This is a genomic window from Roseateles sp., assembly GCF_047654805.1.
In the GTDB taxonomy this organism is placed as follows: domain Bacteria; phylum Pseudomonadota; class Gammaproteobacteria; order Burkholderiales; family Burkholderiaceae_C; genus Pelomonas.
In genome coordinates, this window is record NZ_JASGIV010000001.1 from 5,219,532 (window position 1) to 5,237,714 (window position 18,183).

The 18,183-nt window shown below is 68.5% G+C and carries 21 protein-coding genes; 6 read left to right on the forward strand and 15 right to left on the reverse strand.

All coding sequences use genetic code 11. The annotated features are described in order from the left end of the window. The first annotated feature begins 9 nt into the window (after window positions 1-9). On the forward strand, window positions 10-393 hold the full coding sequence (locus QM732_RS23565; protein ID WP_415658519.1) for an Lrp/AsnC family transcriptional regulator: 384 nt from the start codon (window positions 10-12) through the stop codon (window positions 391-393). A gap of 12 nt (window positions 394-405) precedes the next feature. Here the strand turns inward: QM732_RS23565 and QM732_RS23570 are convergent, their stop codons facing one another. The 8 genes from QM732_RS23570 to mnmG all read right to left on the reverse strand — a co-directional run bounded on the left by QM732_RS23570 (window position 406) and on the right by mnmG (window position 7,378). Beyond that, a complete protein-coding gene (locus tag QM732_RS23570; protein ID WP_415658520.1) occupies window positions 406-1,428 on the reverse strand; it encodes an OmpA family protein in 1,023 nt (340 codons plus the stop codon). A gap of 104 nt (window positions 1,429-1,532) precedes the next feature. Then, the gene (locus tag QM732_RS23575) at window positions 1,533-2,291 is read right to left on the reverse strand and encodes a GNAT family N-acetyltransferase (RefSeq protein WP_415658521.1); all 759 of its coding nucleotides are present in this window, start codon (window positions 2,289-2,291) and stop codon (window positions 1,533-1,535) included. Beyond that, window positions 2,284-2,832 (reverse strand): GNAT family N-acetyltransferase, encoded by a 549-nt coding sequence (locus tag QM732_RS23580; RefSeq protein WP_415658522.1) that lies wholly within the window; start codon window positions 2,830-2,832, stop codon window positions 2,284-2,286. Before QM732_RS23580 ends, QM732_RS23575 begins: the two co-directional genes overlap by 8 nt. A 6-nt stretch (window positions 2,833-2,838) precedes the next feature. After that, window positions 2,839-3,615 carry a ParA family protein gene (locus QM732_RS23585; RefSeq protein ID WP_415658523.1) on the reverse strand — a complete coding sequence of 259 codons (777 nt, stop codon included), beginning with the start codon at window positions 3,613-3,615 and terminating at the stop codon, window positions 2,839-2,841. 5 nt (window positions 3,616-3,620) lie between these two features. Beyond that, window positions 3,621-4,235 (reverse strand): LysE family translocator, encoded by a 615-nt coding sequence (locus tag QM732_RS23590; RefSeq protein WP_415658524.1) that lies wholly within the window; start codon window positions 4,233-4,235, stop codon window positions 3,621-3,623. 61 nt (window positions 4,236-4,296) lie between these two features. Next, complete coding sequence (rsmG, locus tag QM732_RS23595; protein ID WP_415658525.1) at window positions 4,297-4,929, reverse strand: 16S rRNA (guanine(527)-N(7))-methyltransferase RsmG; 633 nt, start codon at window positions 4,927-4,929, stop codon at window positions 4,297-4,299. Then, window positions 4,926-5,432 (reverse strand): cysteine hydrolase family protein, encoded by a 507-nt coding sequence (locus tag QM732_RS23600; protein WP_415658526.1) that lies wholly within the window; start codon window positions 5,430-5,432, stop codon window positions 4,926-4,928. The genes rsmG and QM732_RS23600 overlap by 4 nt, the downstream gene beginning before the upstream one ends. After that, window positions 5,429-7,378: a tRNA uridine-5-carboxymethylaminomethyl(34) synthesis enzyme MnmG gene (mnmG, locus tag QM732_RS23605; protein WP_415658527.1), complete on the reverse strand. Its 1,950-nt coding sequence runs from the start codon at window positions 7,376-7,378 to the stop codon at window positions 5,429-5,431. Before mnmG ends, QM732_RS23600 begins: the two co-directional genes overlap by 4 nt. Window positions 7,379-7,493: 115 nt before the next feature. On the opposite strand from mnmG, the gene QM732_RS23610 reads away from it, so the two are divergent. Next, window positions 7,494-7,760, forward strand: a complete 267-nt coding sequence (locus QM732_RS23610) for a YkgJ family cysteine cluster protein (protein ID WP_415658528.1) — start codon at window positions 7,494-7,496, stop codon at window positions 7,758-7,760. Here QM732_RS23610 and QM732_RS23615 read toward each other — a convergent pair. Further along, complete coding sequence (locus QM732_RS23615) at window positions 7,748-7,966, reverse strand: DUF2061 domain-containing protein (RefSeq protein WP_415658529.1); 219 nt, start codon at window positions 7,964-7,966, stop codon at window positions 7,748-7,750. The two genes, QM732_RS23610 and QM732_RS23615, sit on opposite strands and share 13 nt — an antisense overlap. A gap of 111 nt (window positions 7,967-8,077) precedes the next feature. Between QM732_RS23615 and QM732_RS23620 the strand changes: the two genes are divergently transcribed. After that, window positions 8,078-8,569, forward strand: a complete 492-nt coding sequence (locus QM732_RS23620; RefSeq protein WP_415658530.1) for a hypothetical protein — start codon at window positions 8,078-8,080, stop codon at window positions 8,567-8,569. On the opposite strand, the gene QM732_RS23625 is transcribed toward QM732_RS23620, so the two are convergent. From QM732_RS23625 to QM732_RS23640, 4 genes are read right to left on the reverse strand one after another with little or no spacing between them, the layout of a single operon-like run. Continuing rightward, complete coding sequence (locus QM732_RS23625; RefSeq protein ID WP_415658531.1) at window positions 8,566-9,057, reverse strand: hypothetical protein; 492 nt, start codon at window positions 9,055-9,057, stop codon at window positions 8,566-8,568. The genes QM732_RS23620 and QM732_RS23625 overlap by 4 nt on opposite strands. Beyond that, window positions 9,054-10,232, reverse strand: coding sequence for an ABC transporter permease (locus tag QM732_RS23630; protein ID WP_415658532.1), 1,179 nt, complete (start codon window positions 10,230-10,232; stop codon window positions 9,054-9,056). Before QM732_RS23630 ends, QM732_RS23625 begins: the two co-directional genes overlap by 4 nt. After that, entirely contained in the window at window positions 10,229-11,011 is a 783-nt protein-coding gene (locus QM732_RS23635; protein WP_415658533.1) for an ATP-binding cassette domain-containing protein, read from the reverse strand. Before QM732_RS23635 ends, QM732_RS23630 begins: the two co-directional genes overlap by 4 nt. Beyond that, window positions 11,008-12,483: an alpha/beta fold hydrolase gene (locus QM732_RS23640; protein WP_415658534.1), complete on the reverse strand. Its 1,476-nt coding sequence runs from the start codon at window positions 12,481-12,483 to the stop codon at window positions 11,008-11,010. The genes QM732_RS23635 and QM732_RS23640 overlap by 4 nt, the downstream gene beginning before the upstream one ends. A gap of 200 nt (window positions 12,484-12,683) precedes the next feature. Between QM732_RS23640 and gstA the strand changes: the two genes are divergently transcribed. Next, window positions 12,684-13,292, forward strand: a complete 609-nt coding sequence (gene gstA, locus QM732_RS23645; protein ID WP_415658535.1) for a glutathione transferase GstA — start codon at window positions 12,684-12,686, stop codon at window positions 13,290-13,292. Here the strand turns inward: gstA and QM732_RS23650 are convergent. Beyond that, window positions 13,285-14,826: a thioredoxin family protein gene (locus tag QM732_RS23650; RefSeq protein ID WP_415658536.1), complete on the reverse strand. Its 1,542-nt coding sequence runs from the start codon at window positions 14,824-14,826 to the stop codon at window positions 13,285-13,287. The genes gstA and QM732_RS23650 overlap by 8 nt on opposite strands. 72 nt (window positions 14,827-14,898) lie before the next feature. Between QM732_RS23650 and QM732_RS23655 the strand changes: the two genes are divergently transcribed. Both QM732_RS23655 and QM732_RS23660 read left to right on the forward strand, forming a co-directional pair. Beyond that, window positions 14,899-15,576, forward strand: a complete 678-nt coding sequence (locus QM732_RS23655; RefSeq protein WP_415658537.1) for a DNA alkylation repair protein — start codon at window positions 14,899-14,901, stop codon at window positions 15,574-15,576. Between the two features lie 202 nt (window positions 15,577-15,778). After that, a complete protein-coding gene (locus tag QM732_RS23660; protein WP_415658538.1) occupies window positions 15,779-15,985 on the forward strand; it encodes a hypothetical protein in 207 nt (68 codons plus the stop codon). Between the two features lie 38 nt (window positions 15,986-16,023). Here QM732_RS23660 and QM732_RS23665 read toward each other — a convergent pair whose 3' ends face one another. Beyond that, complete coding sequence (locus QM732_RS23665; RefSeq protein WP_415658539.1) at window positions 16,024-18,075, reverse strand: FAD-dependent oxidoreductase; 2,052 nt, start codon at window positions 18,073-18,075, stop codon at window positions 16,024-16,026. Window positions 18,076-18,183: the final 108 nt, after the last annotated feature.

Below are 18,183 nucleotides of genomic sequence, written 5' to 3' on the forward strand. Positions count from 1 at the left end.
GATGCTCGCGTGTCCCTGAAGACGCTGGCCGAGATCGCCGGGCTGTCACTGCCGGCCACGGCCGAACGGGTCCGGAAGATGGAGGCAGCCGGCCTCATCCGTGGGTATCACGCCGATATCGCGCCGGAAGCCCTAGGCTATGTCATCAAAGCCGTGGTGGCCATCACGACCCAGCATCCCTACAAGCAGAAGTTCATCGAGGTGCTGAGGGCCAAGCCGCAGGTGCTGGAGTGCCTGCACGTGACCGGGGCGGACTCCTGCCTGTTCACCGTGGTCGCGAAGGACATGCAGGACCTGGAGCAGTTCCTCGCCAGCATCAATCAGTATGGCGAGACGCGCACATCCATCGTGATGTCATCGCAAATCCCGCGCCGTGGGGTGCAGCGGTTCTAGGAAGGCCGCGCGCTACTGCGCGACCAACTCCACGCGCCGGTTCCTCGCGCGCCCCGCCTCGTCTGCGTTGCCTGCCATGGGGGCCAAGCTGGCCAGCCCCCTGGGCACGAGCCGCTTCGCATCGACCTTGTAGGGCGCCGCGGTCAGCGACGCGACGACGGCCTGGGCGCGGGCGAGGCTGAGCTTCTCGTTGGCCTCGAAGCTGCCGACGTTGTCGGTGTGGCCGACGATCCAGGCCTTGAGCGCGGGCTGTGTCTTCAGCAACTCGGCCATCGCGTCGAGCTGGGGCCTGGATTCGGGCTTGAGCTCGGCCTTTCCGGTGTCAAAGAAGAGGCCGGTCAGCGTGACCCGTCCTTCCGCCGCCAGGCCGGCTTGCAGGCCAGCGGGGTCCACGCTGACCTGGCCGGTGGCCATGGCCCGGGGCTCGATGATCTGCAGGTAGGTGGCGACCAGCCCGGTGTTGGCATTGGCGGCAAGGGAGTTGTAGAGCAGCACCGTCGCCTCCTGGCCCGGCCGACCCAGCGTGCCGACCAGCATGCGCCCCTGGTCGTAGGTCAGGGCCGAGCTCAGGCTGTAGCGGCTGCCTGTGGGCGTTTCGATGGAACCCTGGGCCCAGGCGAAGCCCTTGGCGGGGTCGAGTTGGCGGGCCCAGGCGAAGTAGAGATCGCTGCAATCGCGTTCGCAGGCGAAACGCTTCTTGAAGCCGGCCTGGGCCAGCGCCTGCTCGTAGTTGCGCCACACCTCCAGTGCTGCCTTGCCGCGTGGTGCGATGTAGAGCAGCCGCGTGACCTTGCCTTCCAGCTCGACGAGGTCCTTGAACTTGTACCGGTCGGCCTTCTGCAGCTCGGGCGTTGCCGGCACGGTGGCGGAGTCCCATTCGGAGACACGCTGGCCCGCCAGCCAGGAGCCAGCGAAACGCCGGACGAGCGGATGGTCAGCTGCGCCGGCCACGTCGGCCTTGGGTTCTTCGGCCCGGGCGCTGGCGAGGCTCAGGGCGGCGACGATGGGAAGAAGGACGGCGCTGGCGTGGAGCATGAGGACGGCGTCTGTTGCAAAGGCACGATGTTGACGCAGCCAGTGCGCCCATCCGACGCACGGCCAGCCTGCAAATGTGGGAGCCGGAAGAGGCGACGCGGCGCTCAGCGCAGTTCGGGCTCGGGGCTGCGGTAGTGGTAGCGGTAGGCGAAGACGAAGCCCAGGCGCGCGTACAGCCGCTGTGCGATCGCGTTGTCGCTGCCGACCTGCAGATACGCCTGGCGCGCGCCCTGGCCATGGGCGAGGGCCAGCAGTGCTCGGCACAGGCGCTCGCCGTGGCCCTGGCGCGGCGCGGCCGAGGCGATGTCGTAGAGGCCAACGATGTCGCCGTCGACAACCATCTGGCCGCAGGCGAGCAACCGGTTGTCGGGGTCTTTCAGCGCGAAGCCCTGGTAGATGACCGGCGCGTTGGCGATGCGCTCGGCGTGCGCGGCAATGGCGGTGTCGGATGAACCGCGCAGCGCACCGACCAGGGCCGCATAGGCGGATGCATCCAGGGCCTGGAGGGCGACTGGCGGGGCGGCGGGCGCGAGGGCGTGCAGCACCATCACGTCGGCGGCGTCGAAGGCGCCCCAGCCCCGGGCGGCGAGCAGCATGTCCAGGTCGGCCGGCTGGCTCCAGGGCGTCACGCGTACGGCCAGGGGCAGGCCGGCGGCGTCGTAGGCCTGCTGGCAGCGGGATAGCAGCTCGTCCAGCGGCAGCGAGCCCTGGCGCAGCGCGTTGATGCAGCGCGAGCGCTTGGCCTTGCCCGGCGACAGGCGGATCAGCCAGCCATCGATGTCAGCCTGCTGGGGTGGGGCGCTGGCGTCCAGTCCGGCCTGTTCGGCGCGCAGGGCGAGGGCCTGGAGGCGGGCGTCAGGCATCGCCGAGCAGGGCCGAGGGGCGGCGCCACACGCAGCGCCATACCGGGTGCTGCTGACCAGCGAGCGGCTCACTCAGCTGCCGGTCGCTGATCTCGGCACCCAGGCGCTCGTAGAAGCCCCGGGCGGCCCAGTTGACGTCCAGCACCCAGAGATAGAGCGGGCGGGTGGAGCCTTCTCGCTGCAGTTGCGCTGCCACACCCTGCATCAGCCGACGGCCGATGCCGCCGCCCTTGAGATCGGGGGCTACGTGCAGGTTGTCGATGTAGTCGCCCCAATCCGGGTCATGGTCGGGCATGACATAGGCGAAGCCCAGCAGGCGACCTGCTGAATCCTCCGCGATCAGGCCCCATTCGGCGCTGGCGGTGCCGGCCTGCAGGCGCGCGTGCCATGCCTGGCGGCGTTCGGCGGCGGCCTCATGGTCGAGGTACTGGTCCGTGAAGACACCACGGTAGGCACTGCGCCAGCTGGCAGCATGGAGGGCCGCGACGGCATCGGCGTCGGCCGGCGTCATTGGGCGGAGCGTGATGTCGGGCAGCGCCATGGCGCGTCAGCGCATGGATTCGATCCGCCGCACCATCTCCTTGGCGAAGTCGACGAAGGCCTGCGCGCCCTTGGAGCTCGGATCGAAGACGACGCCGGGCAAGCCATAGCTGGGGGCCTCGGCCAGCCGCACGTTGCGCGGGATGACGGTGTCGAAGACCTTGTCGCCGAAATGGGACTTGAGCTGGTCGCTGACCTGCTGCTGCAGCGTGATGCGCGGGTCGAACATGACGCGCAGCAGGCCGATGATCTCCAGGTCGCGGTTCAGGTTGGCGTGGATCTGCTTGATGGTGTTGACCAGGTCGGTCAACCCTTCCAGTGCGAAGTACTCGCACTGCATGGGCACGATGACGCCGTGGGCGCTGCACAGACCGTTGAGTGTCAGCATGGACAGCGAGGGCGGGCAGTCGATCAGCACGAAGTCGTAGTCGGCGCCGGCCTGGGCCAGTGCCGACTTCAGGCGAGCCTCGCGGCGCTCCAGCTCCACGAGCTCGACCTCGGCGCCGGCCAGTTCGCGGTTGGCGCCCAGCACGTCGTAACCGGCCTTCTCGGCGCGGGTCTTGGCCTCGGCGACGGTGGCTGACTCCAGCAGCACGTCATAGACCGTCATTTCCAGCTTGCGCTTGTCGATGCCCGAGCCCATGGTCGCGTTGCCCTGGGGATCCAGGTCGACGACGAGGACGCGCTGCCCGATCTGCGCCAGCCCGGCGGCGAGGTTGACGGTGGTGGTGGTCTTGCCAACGCCGCCCTTCTGGTTGGCGATACAGAAAATCTTGGATGCCATGGGGTCTACCTGGACAGCGCCAGCCTGATGCCGAAGCCGAGCAGGCAGATGCCCGCGATCTTGTTGAGCAGGGTGGTGATCGAGGGCTTGGATCGCAGCCGCTCGGCGAGCTGATGGGTCAGCAGCACGGCCGCCAGGCCGTAGAGGAAAGTCAGCGCAGCGATGGTGGCGGCCATGGCGGCGAAGGTGGCCGTACCTTGGTGGCGGGCAGGGTCGACGAACAGCGGGAAGAAGGCCATGTAGAACACGATGGCCTTGGGGTTCAGCAGAGTGATGACCGCAGCCTGCCGGAAGTAGTGGCGGGGCTTGATGTCGAGCACCGGTCCTTGCCCCGGCTTGGCGGTCAGCATGCGCCAGCCCAGCCAGGCGAGGTAGGCAGCACCCGCCCACTGCACGGCGTTGAAGGCCGCCGGATAGGCCGCCAGCAGCGCCGCCACGCCCGCCACGGCCAACCACAGCAGCACCTGATCGCCAGCGATGATGCCGAAGGTGGCGGCCATGCCACCAGCGATGCCGCCCTTGCTGGTGGAGGTGATCAGCGCCAGGTTGCCGGGGCCCGGAATGGCGAGAAACAGCACGATGGCGGCGACGAACGCGCCGTAGTCAGCGATGCCAAACATAGGGGGCGGCAAGGGGAAGGGCAGCCAGTTTAAGCGACGCGCATCCAGCCAAGGTGGCGTGTTATCTCTGACGCATCCAGACCAGGCAGCGTTGAGCATCCAGGCCCGGGACGGTCAGTTGTTCCACGTGAAACACGTCCACGTCGGAGGGCAGGGCGGCGATCTCGTCGGCCGGATGCTGGCCCTTCATGGCCATCCAGGCCGCACCTTCGGCCAGGTGCTGGCGGGTCAGGCTGGTGAAGTCGAGCAACGAGGCGAAGGCGCGTGAGGTGATGACGCCGAAGGGCTCCGTCCCCAGGGCCTCGACGCGGCTGTGCACCCCGTGCAGATTGGGCAGCTTCAGTTCGGCGGCGACCTGCTGGATGAAGGTGGCCTTCTTGGCAACGGCATCCACGCAGCTGACATCCGTATCCGGGCAGCAGATCGCGATGACCACGCCGGGCAGTCCGCCGCCAGCGCCGACGTCCATCAGGCGCGCGGGCGCACCGTGCCTGCGCAACGGCGCGATGACCGACAGGCTGTCGACCAGGTGGTGGCTCAGCATCTGCGCCGGATCACGCACGGCGGTCAGGTTGTAGACCTTGTTCCACTTTTGCAGCAGGGTCAGGTAGGCCAGCAGCTGCTCTTGCTGGTGCGGGCTGAGTTCAAGGCCCAGGGACGCCACGTCCTGGGCCAGTCGGTCTGCGAGGTTCAAGCCAGCACCTCGGCCAGGGTCGTCAGTGGAATACCGGCCTCTCGAAGTTCGTGGTTCACGCGTTCGCGCACGGCGGCGGCGGTGAGGTTGTTCTGCGGCCAGGTATGGTGGGCGTCGGAAACCAGCGTCACCGGCAGGATGCGGCGCTGCCCGCCCAGGGCGGTGGCCTGGACACAGCAATCGCTCTGCAGCCCGGCGAGCAGGATGCGGTCGTGCCCGGCCAGCAGCTGGACGAGGGCGGCATTGCTGAAGGCATCCGCCTCCACCTTCACGATGCGTGGTTCGTCGGCGGCAGGCGCCAGCCGCGAGTCGATGGCGAAGCCGGCGCCGTCCATGGCACCGGCGGGTTCGTGGTGCTGCACCCACAACACAGACCAGCCTTGGGCTCGGGCATGGGCGACTGCACGCTGACAGGCAGCGATGAGTTCATCGCCATCGGGCATGGCCCAATCGCCGCTGAAGGCGCCTACCTGGGTGTCGATGATGACGAGGGCGGTGCTCATGCTGCTTCCGCTTCGGTGAAGCCCTTGAACTTGCCCTTCTTCAGGTGCACCAGCAGCAGCGAGATCGCGGCGGGTGTGATGCCGGAGATGCGCGAGGCCTGGCCCAGGGTCTCGGGCCGGTGGGTATTCAGCTTCTGGCGCGCTTCGAAGGAGAGGGCATGCACAAGGCTGTAGTCCAGATCCTCCGGCAGCCTCAGGTGCTCGAAGTGGGCGGCCCGGGCGACATCGTCGATCTGCTTGTTGATGTAGCCGGCGTACTTGATGCTGATCTCGACCTGCTCGGCGACAAGGTCCGCCAGACCACGGCCCAGCTCGGCGACCAGGGTTTCACGTGAAACGCCAACGTCGGGTCGTGCAATCGAAGCAACCTCGGCCACCGTGTCGAAGCCTACCCCCGGCCTGCGCAGCAGGTCGGCCAAGCTGTATTCACGCTCCAGCGCCTTGCCGACGAGGCGCTCGGCGTCAGCCGCCGGCAGGATGCCGGGATGCACCCAGGTACTCTTCAGCTTCTCGGTTTCACGTGAAACAGCATCGCGCTTGCGGTTGAAGGCGGTCCAGCGCTCGTCGTCCACCAGGCCCAGCAGGCGGCCTGTCTCGGTCAGCCGCGCATCCGCGTTGTCCTCGCGCAGCTGTAGCCGGAACTCGGCGCGGCTGGTGAACATGCGGTAGGGTTCGGTCACGCCCTTGGTGATGAGGTCGTCCACCAGCACGCCCAGGTAGGCCTGGTCGCGGGCCGGCGTCCACGGGCCGTCGCCGCGCACCTGCAGCGCGGCGTTCAGGCCGGCGAACAGGCCTTGCGCCGCCGCCTCCTCATAGCCCGTCGTGCCGTTGATCTGGCCGGCGAAGAACAGGCCCTGGATCACCTTGGTCTCGAAGTTGGCCTTCAGTCCGCGCGGATCGAAGTAGTCGTACTCGATGGCATAGCCGGGACGCAGAATGTCGGCGTTCTCCAGTCCGGGGATGCTGCGCACGGCGGCGAGCTGGATGTCGAAGGGCAGCGAGGTGGAGATGCCATTCGGATAGAACTCGTGCGTCGTCAGGCCTTCGGGCTCCAGAAAGATCTGGTGCGAGTCCTTGTCAGCGAAGCGGTTGACCTTGTCCTCGATGCTGGGGCAGTAGCGGGGGCCTACGCCCTCGATGACGCCGGTGAACATGGGGCTGCGGTCAAAGCCGCTGCGGATGATCTCGTGCGTACGGGCATTGGTGTGCGTGATCCAGCACGGCACCTGCTGTGGGTGCATGGCCGTGTTGCCGATGAAGCTGAACACGGGCACCGGATCGAGGTCGCCCGGCTGCGCCTCGCACTTGGAAAAGTCGATGGTTCGGCCATCGATGCGTGGTGGCGTGCCCGTTTTCAGGCGCCCCTGCGGCAACTTCAGCTCCTTCAGCCGCGCCGACAGCGACACGGCCGGCGGGTCGCCAGCGCGGCCGGCGCTGTAGTTCTCCAGGCCGACGTGGATGCGGCCGTCCAGGAAGGTGCCTGCCGTCAGCACGACGGCACGGGCACGGAAACGGATGCCGGCCTGTGTGATGGCGCCGACAACCCGGTCGCCGTCCACCATCAGGTCATCCACGGCCTGCTGGAACAGCATCAAGTTGGGCTGGTTCTCCAGCCGGCGGCGGATGGCGGCCTTGTACAGGATACGGTCGGCCTGCGCGCGCGTGGCGCGCACGGCCGGGCCCTTGCTGCCATTGAGGATGCGGAACTGGATGCCGCCCTCGTCGGTGGCCAGCGCCATCGCGCCGCCCAGTGCATCGACTTCCTTGACGAGGTGGCCCTTGCCAATGCCGCCGATGCTCGGGTTGCAGCTCATCTGGCCCAGGGTCTCGATGTTGTGGGTCAGCAGCAGTGTCTGCGCGCCCATGCGCGCGGCCGCGAGCGCCGCCTCAGTGCCGGCATGGCCGCCACCGACGACGATGACATCGAATTCCTTGGGGTAGAGCATCTCGGTCCTGAAAGAACGTACAGCCTGCGCGAGCGCTGGGGCAAACCCCGAATTTTACGAAGCGGCTGTGGATAAGTCACCCCGTCCGACATGGCGGCGCAGGGACAATTCGCCGATGGAATGCCGTCCCCGCTGCGCCGCCTGCTGCATCGCTCCGTCGATCAGCTCGCCCATCCCCGGCCACCCGAACGGCAAGCCTGCGGGCGTGCGCTGTACGCAGCTGGACGACGAGGATCGCTGCCGCATCTTCGGCCGACCCGAGCGTCCGGCCGTCTGCGGCTCGCTGCAACCCAGCGACATCATGTGCGGCGACAGCCGCGAGCAGGCGATGCGCTGGCTGGGCTGGATGGAGCGCGAGACCGCGCCGTCTCAGCTTGGCTGAGGCTGGGAGGGGCGGCCCAAGCGCGCCCGCCAGGCCCGGGCGCGCGGGTGGTCCCAGTATTTGTCGAAGAAGTAGTGCAGCACCGTGTTGGCCAGCGGTTCGATGAAGGTGACCGCGCCGGCCACGCTGAGGCTGCCGGTCAGCGCATAGGTGACGCTGAACGAGGTGCCGAGGTGGAGAACGCCGAAGCTGACGGTCTTGGCCATGGCTGATCTATCGACAAGAAGGCTTGGATAGTCAAATGCTAATCATTCTTGCCGCCGCGGGCCAATCACTTGCCTCAATCGCCGTGATGGGCGTTTAGGCTTCGCAGGATCATGACGCCACAGAGCATGCCGTTGCCACCCACCAGCCTGCTGGCCCGGCTCGCTCGCGATCGTGGAGCCTTCGCCGATGCCTATGCGTTGCAGCTTCCGCGGACCGTGACGCTGGCCGAGTTCGTCGAGGCCTTCTATACGACGCGGCTCTTCAAGGCGGAGCGTGTGCTGCTGCGTCTGTTCGGCAAGCCGTCTACCGATGCGATGGCGCGGGCGGTGGCACGCGGCGAGGGCCCCCGACTGGCGATTTGGACCGTCGAGGCCCGCGAGGGCGACGAGTTGCTGATGCACGAGGACAGTGGTGCCACGCGCTCCTGGTTCCGGGCCGAATCCGGCGCGGGCGGCACGACGCTGTGGTTCGGTTCCGCCGTTCTGCCACGCCGGCGCGTGGCCGGTGGCGAGCCCCGCTTTGGCGTCGTCTTCCATGCCCTGCTGGGGTTCCACCGCTGGTACTCGCGGGCACTGCTGACCGCGGCGGCCCGGCAGCTCTAGGACCTGGTGCCCTTGCCGGTGATCCTGTCGGTTACCGGCTGCTTTGTGTCGCGGTCCTCGATCCACGCTTCGCAGGCCTCGGGCGCGATGCGCCCCGACACGCGGTAGGCCTTGCCCGCCTCTGGCGTGAAGGCCACCTCCCCCTGCACGCGGCAGGTTGGGCTGGTCATGGCGAGGATGGGGGCGGCGTACTGCGTCATGGCCTGCAGCTGCACGCGGGCCGGCCGCAACGGCAGCTCGTTGGTCAGCGCCACAGGAGATACGGCAAAGCCGCGACCCTGGTTGGCACTCACCGTGGCCCGGCTGGTGGTGGACAGGCGGCGCCCGTCCACCTGCGTCATCTCGAAGACGTGCAGCAGCCGGTCGTTGACCTGCTGGGCCTGGTCGGCCACGTTGACCGTGGGGCCGTCGTATCCGGGCGGCGTGGCGGCCTCGAAGCTCGCGCAGCCGGCGAGGGCCAGCGTGGCGGCCAGCGCCAGGGCTTTCATCGTGCCACCGCCGCACGCATCGAACGCGCCACGTACATCAGCGCCACGGCCGCCAGCGCGAAGCCGACGACAACGCCGGGCAGCACTTGACTCCAGCGCAGCGCCTCGCCCTTGAGCACCGCCAGCATCAGCGTGTTCTGCGCCAGCCCCGGCACCCACAGATACCAGGGAGCATCGCCGCCAGGGTTGAGCAGGCTGACCATGGGCATCAGGCTGACGGCGGTAACGACCAGCGTGCTGCCGGCCTGCGCCTCCTTGAAGGTCTTGGAGCGTATGGCCAGCGCCATCAGCAGCGCCGACAGGCCGGCTGCCAGCGGGATCTGCAGCAGCCAGAAGGCCAGCACCTCGCCAGGCCCGAACTGGAACATGGCCTGCAGGCTGTCGCTTCGCAGCAGCCACTGCGCCGGCACGAAGCTCAGCGAGGACAGCAGGGCCACGGCCATGCCCAGCAGCGCGACGGCGCCCCACTTGCCGGCCACGATGGCGCCGTGCGGCGCGGGGTTCATCAACAGCGGCTCCAGCGAGCCGCGCTCGCGCTCGCCGGCCGTGCTGTCCAGTGCTGCGGTCAGCGCGCCATAGAGCACAGCCATGATGATGAACATCGGGATCATGGCCGTCAGCCGCGACGCACGGGCCTGGGCGTTGGCGAGGTCGCGCTCTGAGACGTCGATGGGCTCAAGCAGCTCGGTGGAGACGCCGCGCAGGGCAAGGCTCAGCGTCGCGCGTTCCTGGCTGAAGCCGCGCAGCAGGCCGCGCAGCGCACCAGCGCCGGCGCTGGCCCGTTGGTTGGCGCTGTCCGTCACCAGCTCGACGACGGGCGATTCGCCATGCAGCAGCTTCTTCTCGAAGTCCGCCGGGATCACAAGCAGGGGCGCGAAGATCTTGCCCCGGCGCAGTGCAGCCTCGTAGTCCTCGCGCATCTTGGCATTCCCAAGCGTGATGACGGTGTAGGTCTGCCGCTGGATGAAGTTGACCAGCGAGGGTCCGTTCTGCGTGCCGTACACGACCACTGTGCGCTTCTCGGCCTGGGTCTCGAGCGATGCGATCAGGCTCGACAAGGCCATCAGCAGCAGCGGACCCATCAGCAGGGCGGGGATCAGCAAGCGCAGCAGGGTGCGGCGGTCGCGCAGCGCATCGGAGAGTTCCTTCGCGAAAACGATCAGGGCCTGTTTCATGCGGCCACCTCTTCAGGGAATGCGAGTTTCACGAAAGCGTCCTCGAACCGGGCCTCGCCGGCCTGTTCCAGCAGGCCGGTCACGCTGCCATGGGCCACGCTGCGGCCCTTGGACACGACGACGACCTCGTCGCAGAGCTGTTCCACCTCCTGCATGATGTGCGTGGAGAAGACGATGCATTTGCCCCCGCCCTCGGCGCTGCGCAGCCAGCGCAGCGCCTCGCGCAGTGCACGCGTGGCCAGCACGTCCAGGCCGTTGGTGGGCTCGTCCAGCACGATGTTGGCGGGGTCGTGGACCAGTGCGCGGGCGAGCGCCGTCTTCATGCGCTCGCCCTGGCTGAAGCCCTCGGCACGGCGGTCCAGGATGGCCTGCATCTCCAGCAGCCGGGCCAGTTCTTCGGCACGGGCGTTGGCGGCCTCGGGTGTCATGCCCTGCAGCCGACCGTAGTAGACGATGTTCTCGCGGGCGCTGAGGCGCGGATACAGGCCATGAGCGTCGCCGAGGATGCCCATGCGGGCGAGGGCCTTCAGCGGGGCGTCCTTCACGGCCAGGCCGTCGACCGTGATACGGCCGGCGTCCGGAGGGAAGAGCCCGCCCAGCATGCGCAGCGTGGTCGTCTTGCCCGCGCCGTTGGCACCCAGCAGGCCGGTGATGCGGCCGTCCTCGGCCCGCAGGCTCACGCCCTGCACGGCATGGACCACGCGCTTGCTGCCGCGCTTGAACAGGCTGCCTCCGGTCTGTGCCGTGAACTGCTTGTGAACGTCCTGGATGTCGATCATTGGGCCGTCCCTCCCTGGACGGGTTGGAACGCGGGGGGGCGTGGGATGCGGATCGCGCAGGCGGCGTCGTCCATGAGGGTCTTGGGCAGGGCGGTGGCGTCGGTCTTGGCGTCTATGAACCGGAACATCAGGTCGCGCACGCAGCCCAAGGCCATGACGCCGTGGCCCGCCTCGGGCACGACGAGATGCTGCACGCGCTCCGGATGGCCGGCCCCCAGGGCCTGGGCGACACGTTCGCCATGGCGCGTCGGCGTGGCCGGGTCGGCACCGCCGCTCATCACCAGCACCGGGCTGGGTGCGGGCGGGACCTTGTAGAAGTCCGTCGGCACATCACCGCGCGGCCAGGTCTTGCAGACGCTGCTGTACATCTGTGCGTCCACGGCCTGGAAGTCGGCGCCGGGCGCGTCCTTGGCGCCCGCGAGGCGGGGCACGTCCTCCGCGCATATGACAGAGAAATGCATGCCCATGGCCAGGCGCGTTGCCGGGCTGCTGCCGAAGGCCGTGCTCAGCCCGAACAGGCCGGTGAAGTTGCCGTCCACCGCGGCCGCATGGATGGCGGCGGGCAGGGCGGCGCCCAGCGAGGGCTGGTACAGCGGCACGCGCACGGTGCGTAGCAGCAGCTCGCGGGTCACCGTGAAGCGCTCGGGCACGCCGGTCAACGGCTGGGGCACGACCACCTCGCGGGGCAGTGAGGCGAGCAGTTTCTGCCAGTCGGCCCGCAGTTGGGGCCGGGTCTTCGCATGGGCCTCGAAGAGCTTGTCCAGCGCGGCCTGGCCGTCAGTGGAGAAGCTGGCCGGCAGCACCATGTCCGGTGGCGCCACGCCGTCGATGACGGTGCGTCGCACCTTGCTCGGGAACTGGCGCAGGTATTCCAGTGCGGCGCGTGTGCCGTAGCTGCCGCCGACGAGGTTCCACTGCGGCACGCCCAGGGCCTCGCGCACGGCCTCCATGTCCTGCATGGCGATGGTGGTCGTGAAGAAGCGCAGGCCGCCTTCCTTGCCATAGGGCAGCTTCTCCAGCGCCGAGCGGCATGCGTCCAGGCGGCGCAGCTGCGCCGCGCCGTCGATCTGCTCAGTGAGGGGCAACTGGCTGTCATCGGGGCATTCCAGCGGCGCGGACTGGCCTGTGCCGCGTTGATCGATGAAGACCAGATCGCGCCGGTTGTTCAGCCGCGAGAGCCGGGGCAGCATGTGCGGCGCGATCTTGATCGCGCTCTGGCCGGGCCCGCCGGCCAGCATCAGCACGGCGTCGGGCTGCTTGTTGCGCGCCATCGCCGGCACGACGAGGTAGTGGATGTCGACCTGGGCGCCGTCCGGCCGGGCCGGGTCTAGCGGGCGCTGCAGGCTGCCGCAACGCACCTCGGTGGGGATGCCGACAACGCGACAGGGCTTGAGCGGCTCGGCCTGCGCGACATTGCCGAGGCCCATCAGCAGGACTGGAAGAAGGAGAAGGCGCTGCCTGGATTCGCGCATGCCGGGTCCGGGTTGTTGAAACGGCCCGCAGTATGGCGCCCACCCCTGGGCGAGATGGCGGCTCGCAGGATGAATGGCGGGGTCCGCAGCATGAATGGCAGCGGGGACTGTCCGAGGAGCGAAGACCTGTCCCGGGCAGGGATTTGGTGCGGTCGCTTAGCCTCGCGGCCCCGTCATTCGAACCTTCCCTGGAGACGCCCTTGAAGCTCTACTACAGCCCCGTTGCCTGCTCGCTGTCGCCCCACATCGTGCTGGAGGAAGCCGGCCTGCCCTACGAGGCCGTGCTGGCCAGTACCAAGACCCACAAGCTGCAGGACGGCACCGACTACTACTCGATCAATCCCAAGGGCTATGTGCCGCTGCTCGAACTCGACAACGGCGAGCGGCTTTCCGAGGGGCCGGTCATCGTGCAGTACATCGCCGACCAGGTGCCCGGCCGCGGCCTGATCCCGCCTGCCGGCACGCTGGCCCGCTACCGCGTGCAGGAGTGGCTGAACTTCATCACCAGCGAGCTGCACAAGGGCTTCTCGCCGCTGTTCAACCCGGCAGTGCCTGAGGAGGCAAAGACGCTGTTCCGTGCCAAGCTGGTCGAGCGCTTCACGTGGGTGGACGGCCAACTGGCGGGCAAGCCCTATCTGATGGGCGAGGCCTTCTGCGTGGCCGACGCCTACCTGTTCACGGTGGCCAACTGGAGCCAGTTCGTCGGTGTGGACATCGCCGGCCTGGCCCAGCTGGGCGCCTTCATGGAGCGGGTGCGCCAGCGCCCCGCCGTGCAGGCCGCGATGAAGGCCGAGGGCCTGATCAAGTAAGCAGGGCGCGGCAGGCCGAGCGTGCCTTGGCGTCGCTCGCGTCCAGCTTTCCGCACACGCCGTCGAGCTGGGCCTTGAGCCGGCCGACGGCGGCGGTCTGCGCCGGCGTCTGGCCCCACTTCGCCAGCAGGCCGGTCACCTTCTTCAGCGAGCGCTCGCTGCGCTCGTAGAAGGCGCCGGGATCCTTGGCGGCCTCAGCGAAGAGTTGCGAAGCAGCCTTCTCGATGCGGGGCGTGTCCTCCGGTGCCAGCTCTACCAGCGCGCTGAAATAGTTCGAGCCCCATTGCAGCCGCGTGGCCGGGCCCTCGCTCTTGTCGAAGGCCTCCTCGTACCAGCGCAGCGCGTCAGCCTTCTTTCCCTGCTTCTTCGCGTTGCCGCCCAACTGGCTCATCAGGTAGTAGGGTGAGTGGCTGCGCGCCAGCGCGGACTTCAGCAGCTCGTCACTTTCCTTCCACAACCCGGCACGGCCCAGCAGGTAGGCGGCGCCGGTGACGACGGCCTGGCGCTCATAGCCGTCGGTGATCTCGCGGTTGGCCTTGCTGGCCTGATCGCGCGCCTCGCTCAGCAGTGCGGCGGGGATTCCCTTGGGCTGCGGATCGTCCTTGGCGGAGTCCAGGCGGGCCAGATCGATGCGGCCCTGCAGCGCGTTGAGGCGGTCGGCGCGCGACAGCGAGGCATCCTCGTTGAGGCGCTTCAGCGCGGCGTCGAACTCGGTGACCAGCGCATTGCGTGTCGCGCCGGGCTGGGGCGCGAAGGCCTTGGCGAGGTCGGGGGCCTCGTTCGTCAGCACGTCCATCTGCGCGCGCGACTGGGCGGCATCGGCCAGCACGGCGCGCAGGCGCGGCAACTGGGCCGGATCGGCGACCTTGCCGTCTGCCATCGCGCCAATGGACTTCAGCCACAGCCGCGTCGTCGTTTCGGCGTCTCCTCCTTCGCTGGCCTTGGCCAGCTGGGCGAGCGTCGCTGCGCGCTCGGCCATGGGCAGCAGTTGCTGCTCGTCGGTTTCCCAGCCATAGAAGCCCAGCAGCCTCCATTCGTTGGCGCTGAGTTTTTTGCCGGCCCTGGCGTCGGCCAGCACGGCCTTGACCGGGCGGCCGCTGGACAGGCCCAGCTGCAGCACCTTCATGACCTGGGCCGCGTCGGCCTCGCCGGGCAGGCGGGTGACCTCGCTGCCGTTGGGGTTGAACAGGATCAGCGTCGGGTAGCCGCGCACCTTGAAGCGCGTACCCAGCTTCTGGGCGCCGGGCGCGTCGCCGTCAATGCCCACCGCGACGAAGGACTTGCTCTGCTCGATGAAGTCCGCGCGGTTGAACAGCGTGGCCTTGAGCTGGTTGCAGGGCGGGCACCATTTGGCGCCCCAGTACAGCAGCACGGGCTTCTTCTCGACCCGGGCCTGGGCGAAATAGCGGTCGATGTCGGCGTCGGCGGCGGCAGCCTGCCAGCTCACGCCGGGGCCGGGCCCGGCGTGAGCCGCGGGTGCGCTGGACAGCAGCAGGGCGGCCGCGATGGCGGCGAACAGGGGGGAGAGCTTCATCGTGTGAAGAGGACCAGGCGCTCGTGGCGGAGTCCGGATTCTGCGTCGCCCGCGCCACTGCAGAATCTGCGCATGCCGAATAAGCTCAATCGGCGCCTGGATGAGGCGCTCCAGGCGCTGCGTTCGCAGGCCCGGCCCGACCAGCTTGATGCCATGGCCCGCTTCGGCCTGACCGGTGACGGCCGCCTGGGCCTGGCCGTGCCGACGCTGCGCACCCTGGCCCGCCAGCTGGGGCGCGACCATGAGCTGGCGCTGGCACTTTGGGACAGCGGCATTCCCGACGCGCAGATCCTCGCCGGCATGGTGGCCGAACCGGCCAAGCTGACCATGGCGCAGATGGACCATTGGGTGGCCGGCATGCGCGCCTGGGACGTTTGTGACCAGGCCTGTCTCAACGCGTTCGTGAAGAGTCCGCTGGCATGGGACGCCATCATGCGCTGGGCGGCGCGCGAACCCGAGTTCGAGAAGCGTGCCGGCTTTGCGCTGCTTGCCGTGGTCGCGGTGCACCAGAAGACACGGCCGGATGCCGACTTCCTGGCCCGCCTGCCGCTCATCGAGGCCGCGGCGGGCGATGACCGCAACTTCGTCAGGAAGGCCGTCAACTGGGCGCTGCGTCAGATCGGCAAGCGCAGTACCAGCCTGTGTGAGCAAGCGCTCGCTGTGGCAGAGCACCTGTGTCAGCGTAACGAGAAATCAGCACGCTGGATAGGTAACGACGCGCGGCGCGAGCTGAACCGACGTGCGGCGTGAGCCGGGCGGGGCTGCGGGGCATCGGGAAGACAGGCTTCGCCGCCCCCCTTTTTTCATTCCCTCTTTGGAGGGGACTCGGGGGATGTCGCTGGCAGCCTCCCCCTCGGACCCACCCAAAGGGCGATGGCCCGGAGGCGGGCTGGCGTCGATGCTGATGGGGTGACGCCTTCGCGCAACCTCGAACATCTTCAGGACACCCGCCATGCAAGCCTTCAGCACCTCCTGGCACTCCTGGTCCGGCCCCGGGCTGTCGCGCGTGGTACCGCCACGCACCCGCGATGCCGCCAGCGCTCGCGTGCCCGATTTCTGCGGCTGGTACGACTCCAGCTTCGATCTGGCCCAGGGCCTGCTGGTCGTCGAGCAGGACAGCGACAGCCTGTATCAGCTCTGGGAACTTTCCCTGAACTGAGCCCGTCCCGACCGGCCTTGCGGAGGTCGGCTCGGGGCCTAGAGGGCGCAGGCCAACCGGGTGCCCTGCAGGATGGCCCGCTTCGCATCAAGCTCGCCGGCTTCCAGTGCGCCGCCAATCAGGTGGACGGCGACGCCCGCTGCCTTCAACGGAGCCTCCAGCTCGCGCAGTGGCTCCTGGCCGGCGCACAGCACGATGGTGTCGGCCTCGATCAGTTGGGCGTCCACCCGCTTCTCGCCATAGCTGACCCACAACCCCTCGGGCGTGATCTGCTCGTAGTTGACGCCGGCAAGCATGTCGACGTGCTTCATCTTCAGCGCCGCGCGATGGATCCAGCCCGTCGTCTTGCCCAGACCTGCGCCCGGCTTGCCGGCCTTGCGCTGCAGCAGCGTGATCTGCCGGGTGGGTGCCTCGGGAGCCGGCCGCAGCAGTCCGGCGCGCACCTGTTCCGGATCGCCGACGCCCCAGTGGCGGCGCCAGGCGGCCGGGTCCAGCGTCAGCGAATGGCCGGCCTCCAGCAGGTACTCGGCCATGTCGAAGCCGATGCCGCCTGCGCCGACGATGGCCACGCGGGCGCCCACCGGCCTGTCATGGCGCAGCACGTCGATGTAGCTCAGCACCTGGCCACGCGCCATGCCCTCGACCTGGCCCTTGATCCTCGGATCGCGGGCACTGACACCGGTAGCCAGCAGCACCTCGTCGAAGCCCTTGAGCTCGTCCGTCGAGGCGCGACAGTTCAGCCTCAGCGTCACGCCGGTCACCTCGATGCGACGGCGGAAGTAGCGCAGCGTCTCGCTGAATTCCTCCTTGCCCGGGACGCGCTTGGCCATGTTGAACTGGCCGCCGATCTCGGCCGCCGCGTCGAACAGCGTCACCGCATGGCCACGCTCGGCCAGCGTGGTCGCCGCGGCAAGGCCCGCCGGACCGGCGCCGACGACCGCGATGCGCTTCTTCGTGCCGTTGACCGGCCTAAGCACGATCTCCTGCTCGTAGGCCGCGCGTGGGTTGACCAGGCACGTGGAGATCTTCTGCGCGAAGGTGTGGTCCAGGCAGGCCTGGTTGCAGGCGATGCAGGTGTTGATCTCGTCGGCACGGCCCTGGCGGGCCTTGCTGACGAAGTGCGAATCCGCCAGGAACGGGCGTGCCATGGACACCATGTCGGCGCTGCCGTCGGCCAGCACGCCGTCGGCCACTTCGGGCGTGTTGATGCGGTTGCTGGTGACCAGCGGCGTCGTGATGCCCTCGGCCCGCAACCGTGCGCGCAGCTTGGCTGTCACCCAGGAAAAGCCCGCGCGTGGAACGCTGGTCGCAATCGTCGGGATGCGGGCCTCGTGCCAGCCGATGCCGGTGTTGATGATCGTCGCGCCGCTGCGCGACACGCGGCGGGCCAGCTCCACCACCTCGTCCCAGCTGCTGCCATCGGGCACGAGGTCCAGCATGGAGAGGCGGTAGATGATGATGAAGTCCGGCCCCACGGCCTCACGCATGCGCGACAGGATCTCCAGCGGCAGCCGCATGCGGTTCTCGTAGGAGCCACCCCAGCCATCGGTGCGCTGGTTGGTGTGCGCCACCAGGAACTGGTTGATGAAATAGCCCTCGGAGCCCATGACCTCCACGCCGTCGTAGCCGGCCTCGCGGGCGAGCCTGGCGCAGCGGATGAAGGCACGAATCTGTCGTTCGATGCCACGGGCACTCAACTCGCGCGGTGTGAACGGGCTGATGGGGCTCTGGATGCGCGATGGGGCCACGCACAGCGGCGAATAGCCGTAGCGGCCCGTGTGCAGAATCTGCAGCGCGATCTTGCCGCCCTCGGCATGGACGGCGTCCGTGATGATCCTGTGCCGCCGCGCGGCGCCCGAAGTGGCCAGCGTGCCCGCGAAGGGCTTGGCCCAGCCTTCGATGTTGGGTGCGAAGCCGCCCGTCACGATCAACCCCACCTCGCCCCGAGCGCGCTCGGCGAAGAATGCCGCCATGCGCTCGAAGTGCTTGCTGCCGTCTTCCAGTCCGGTGTGCATGCTGCCCATCAGCACGCGGTTCTTCAGCGTCGTGAAGCCGAGGTCCAGGGGGGCGAGGAGGTGGGGGTAGTTCATGCCGGCGATGCTAGCGACGCGGCGGTGTCGCAAGCGGAGGGTTCTCCAGCGTGTACCCTGCCTCAGCAACAGTTCTTCACCGGCCGCTAGTTGGTGGAAATCGTGACA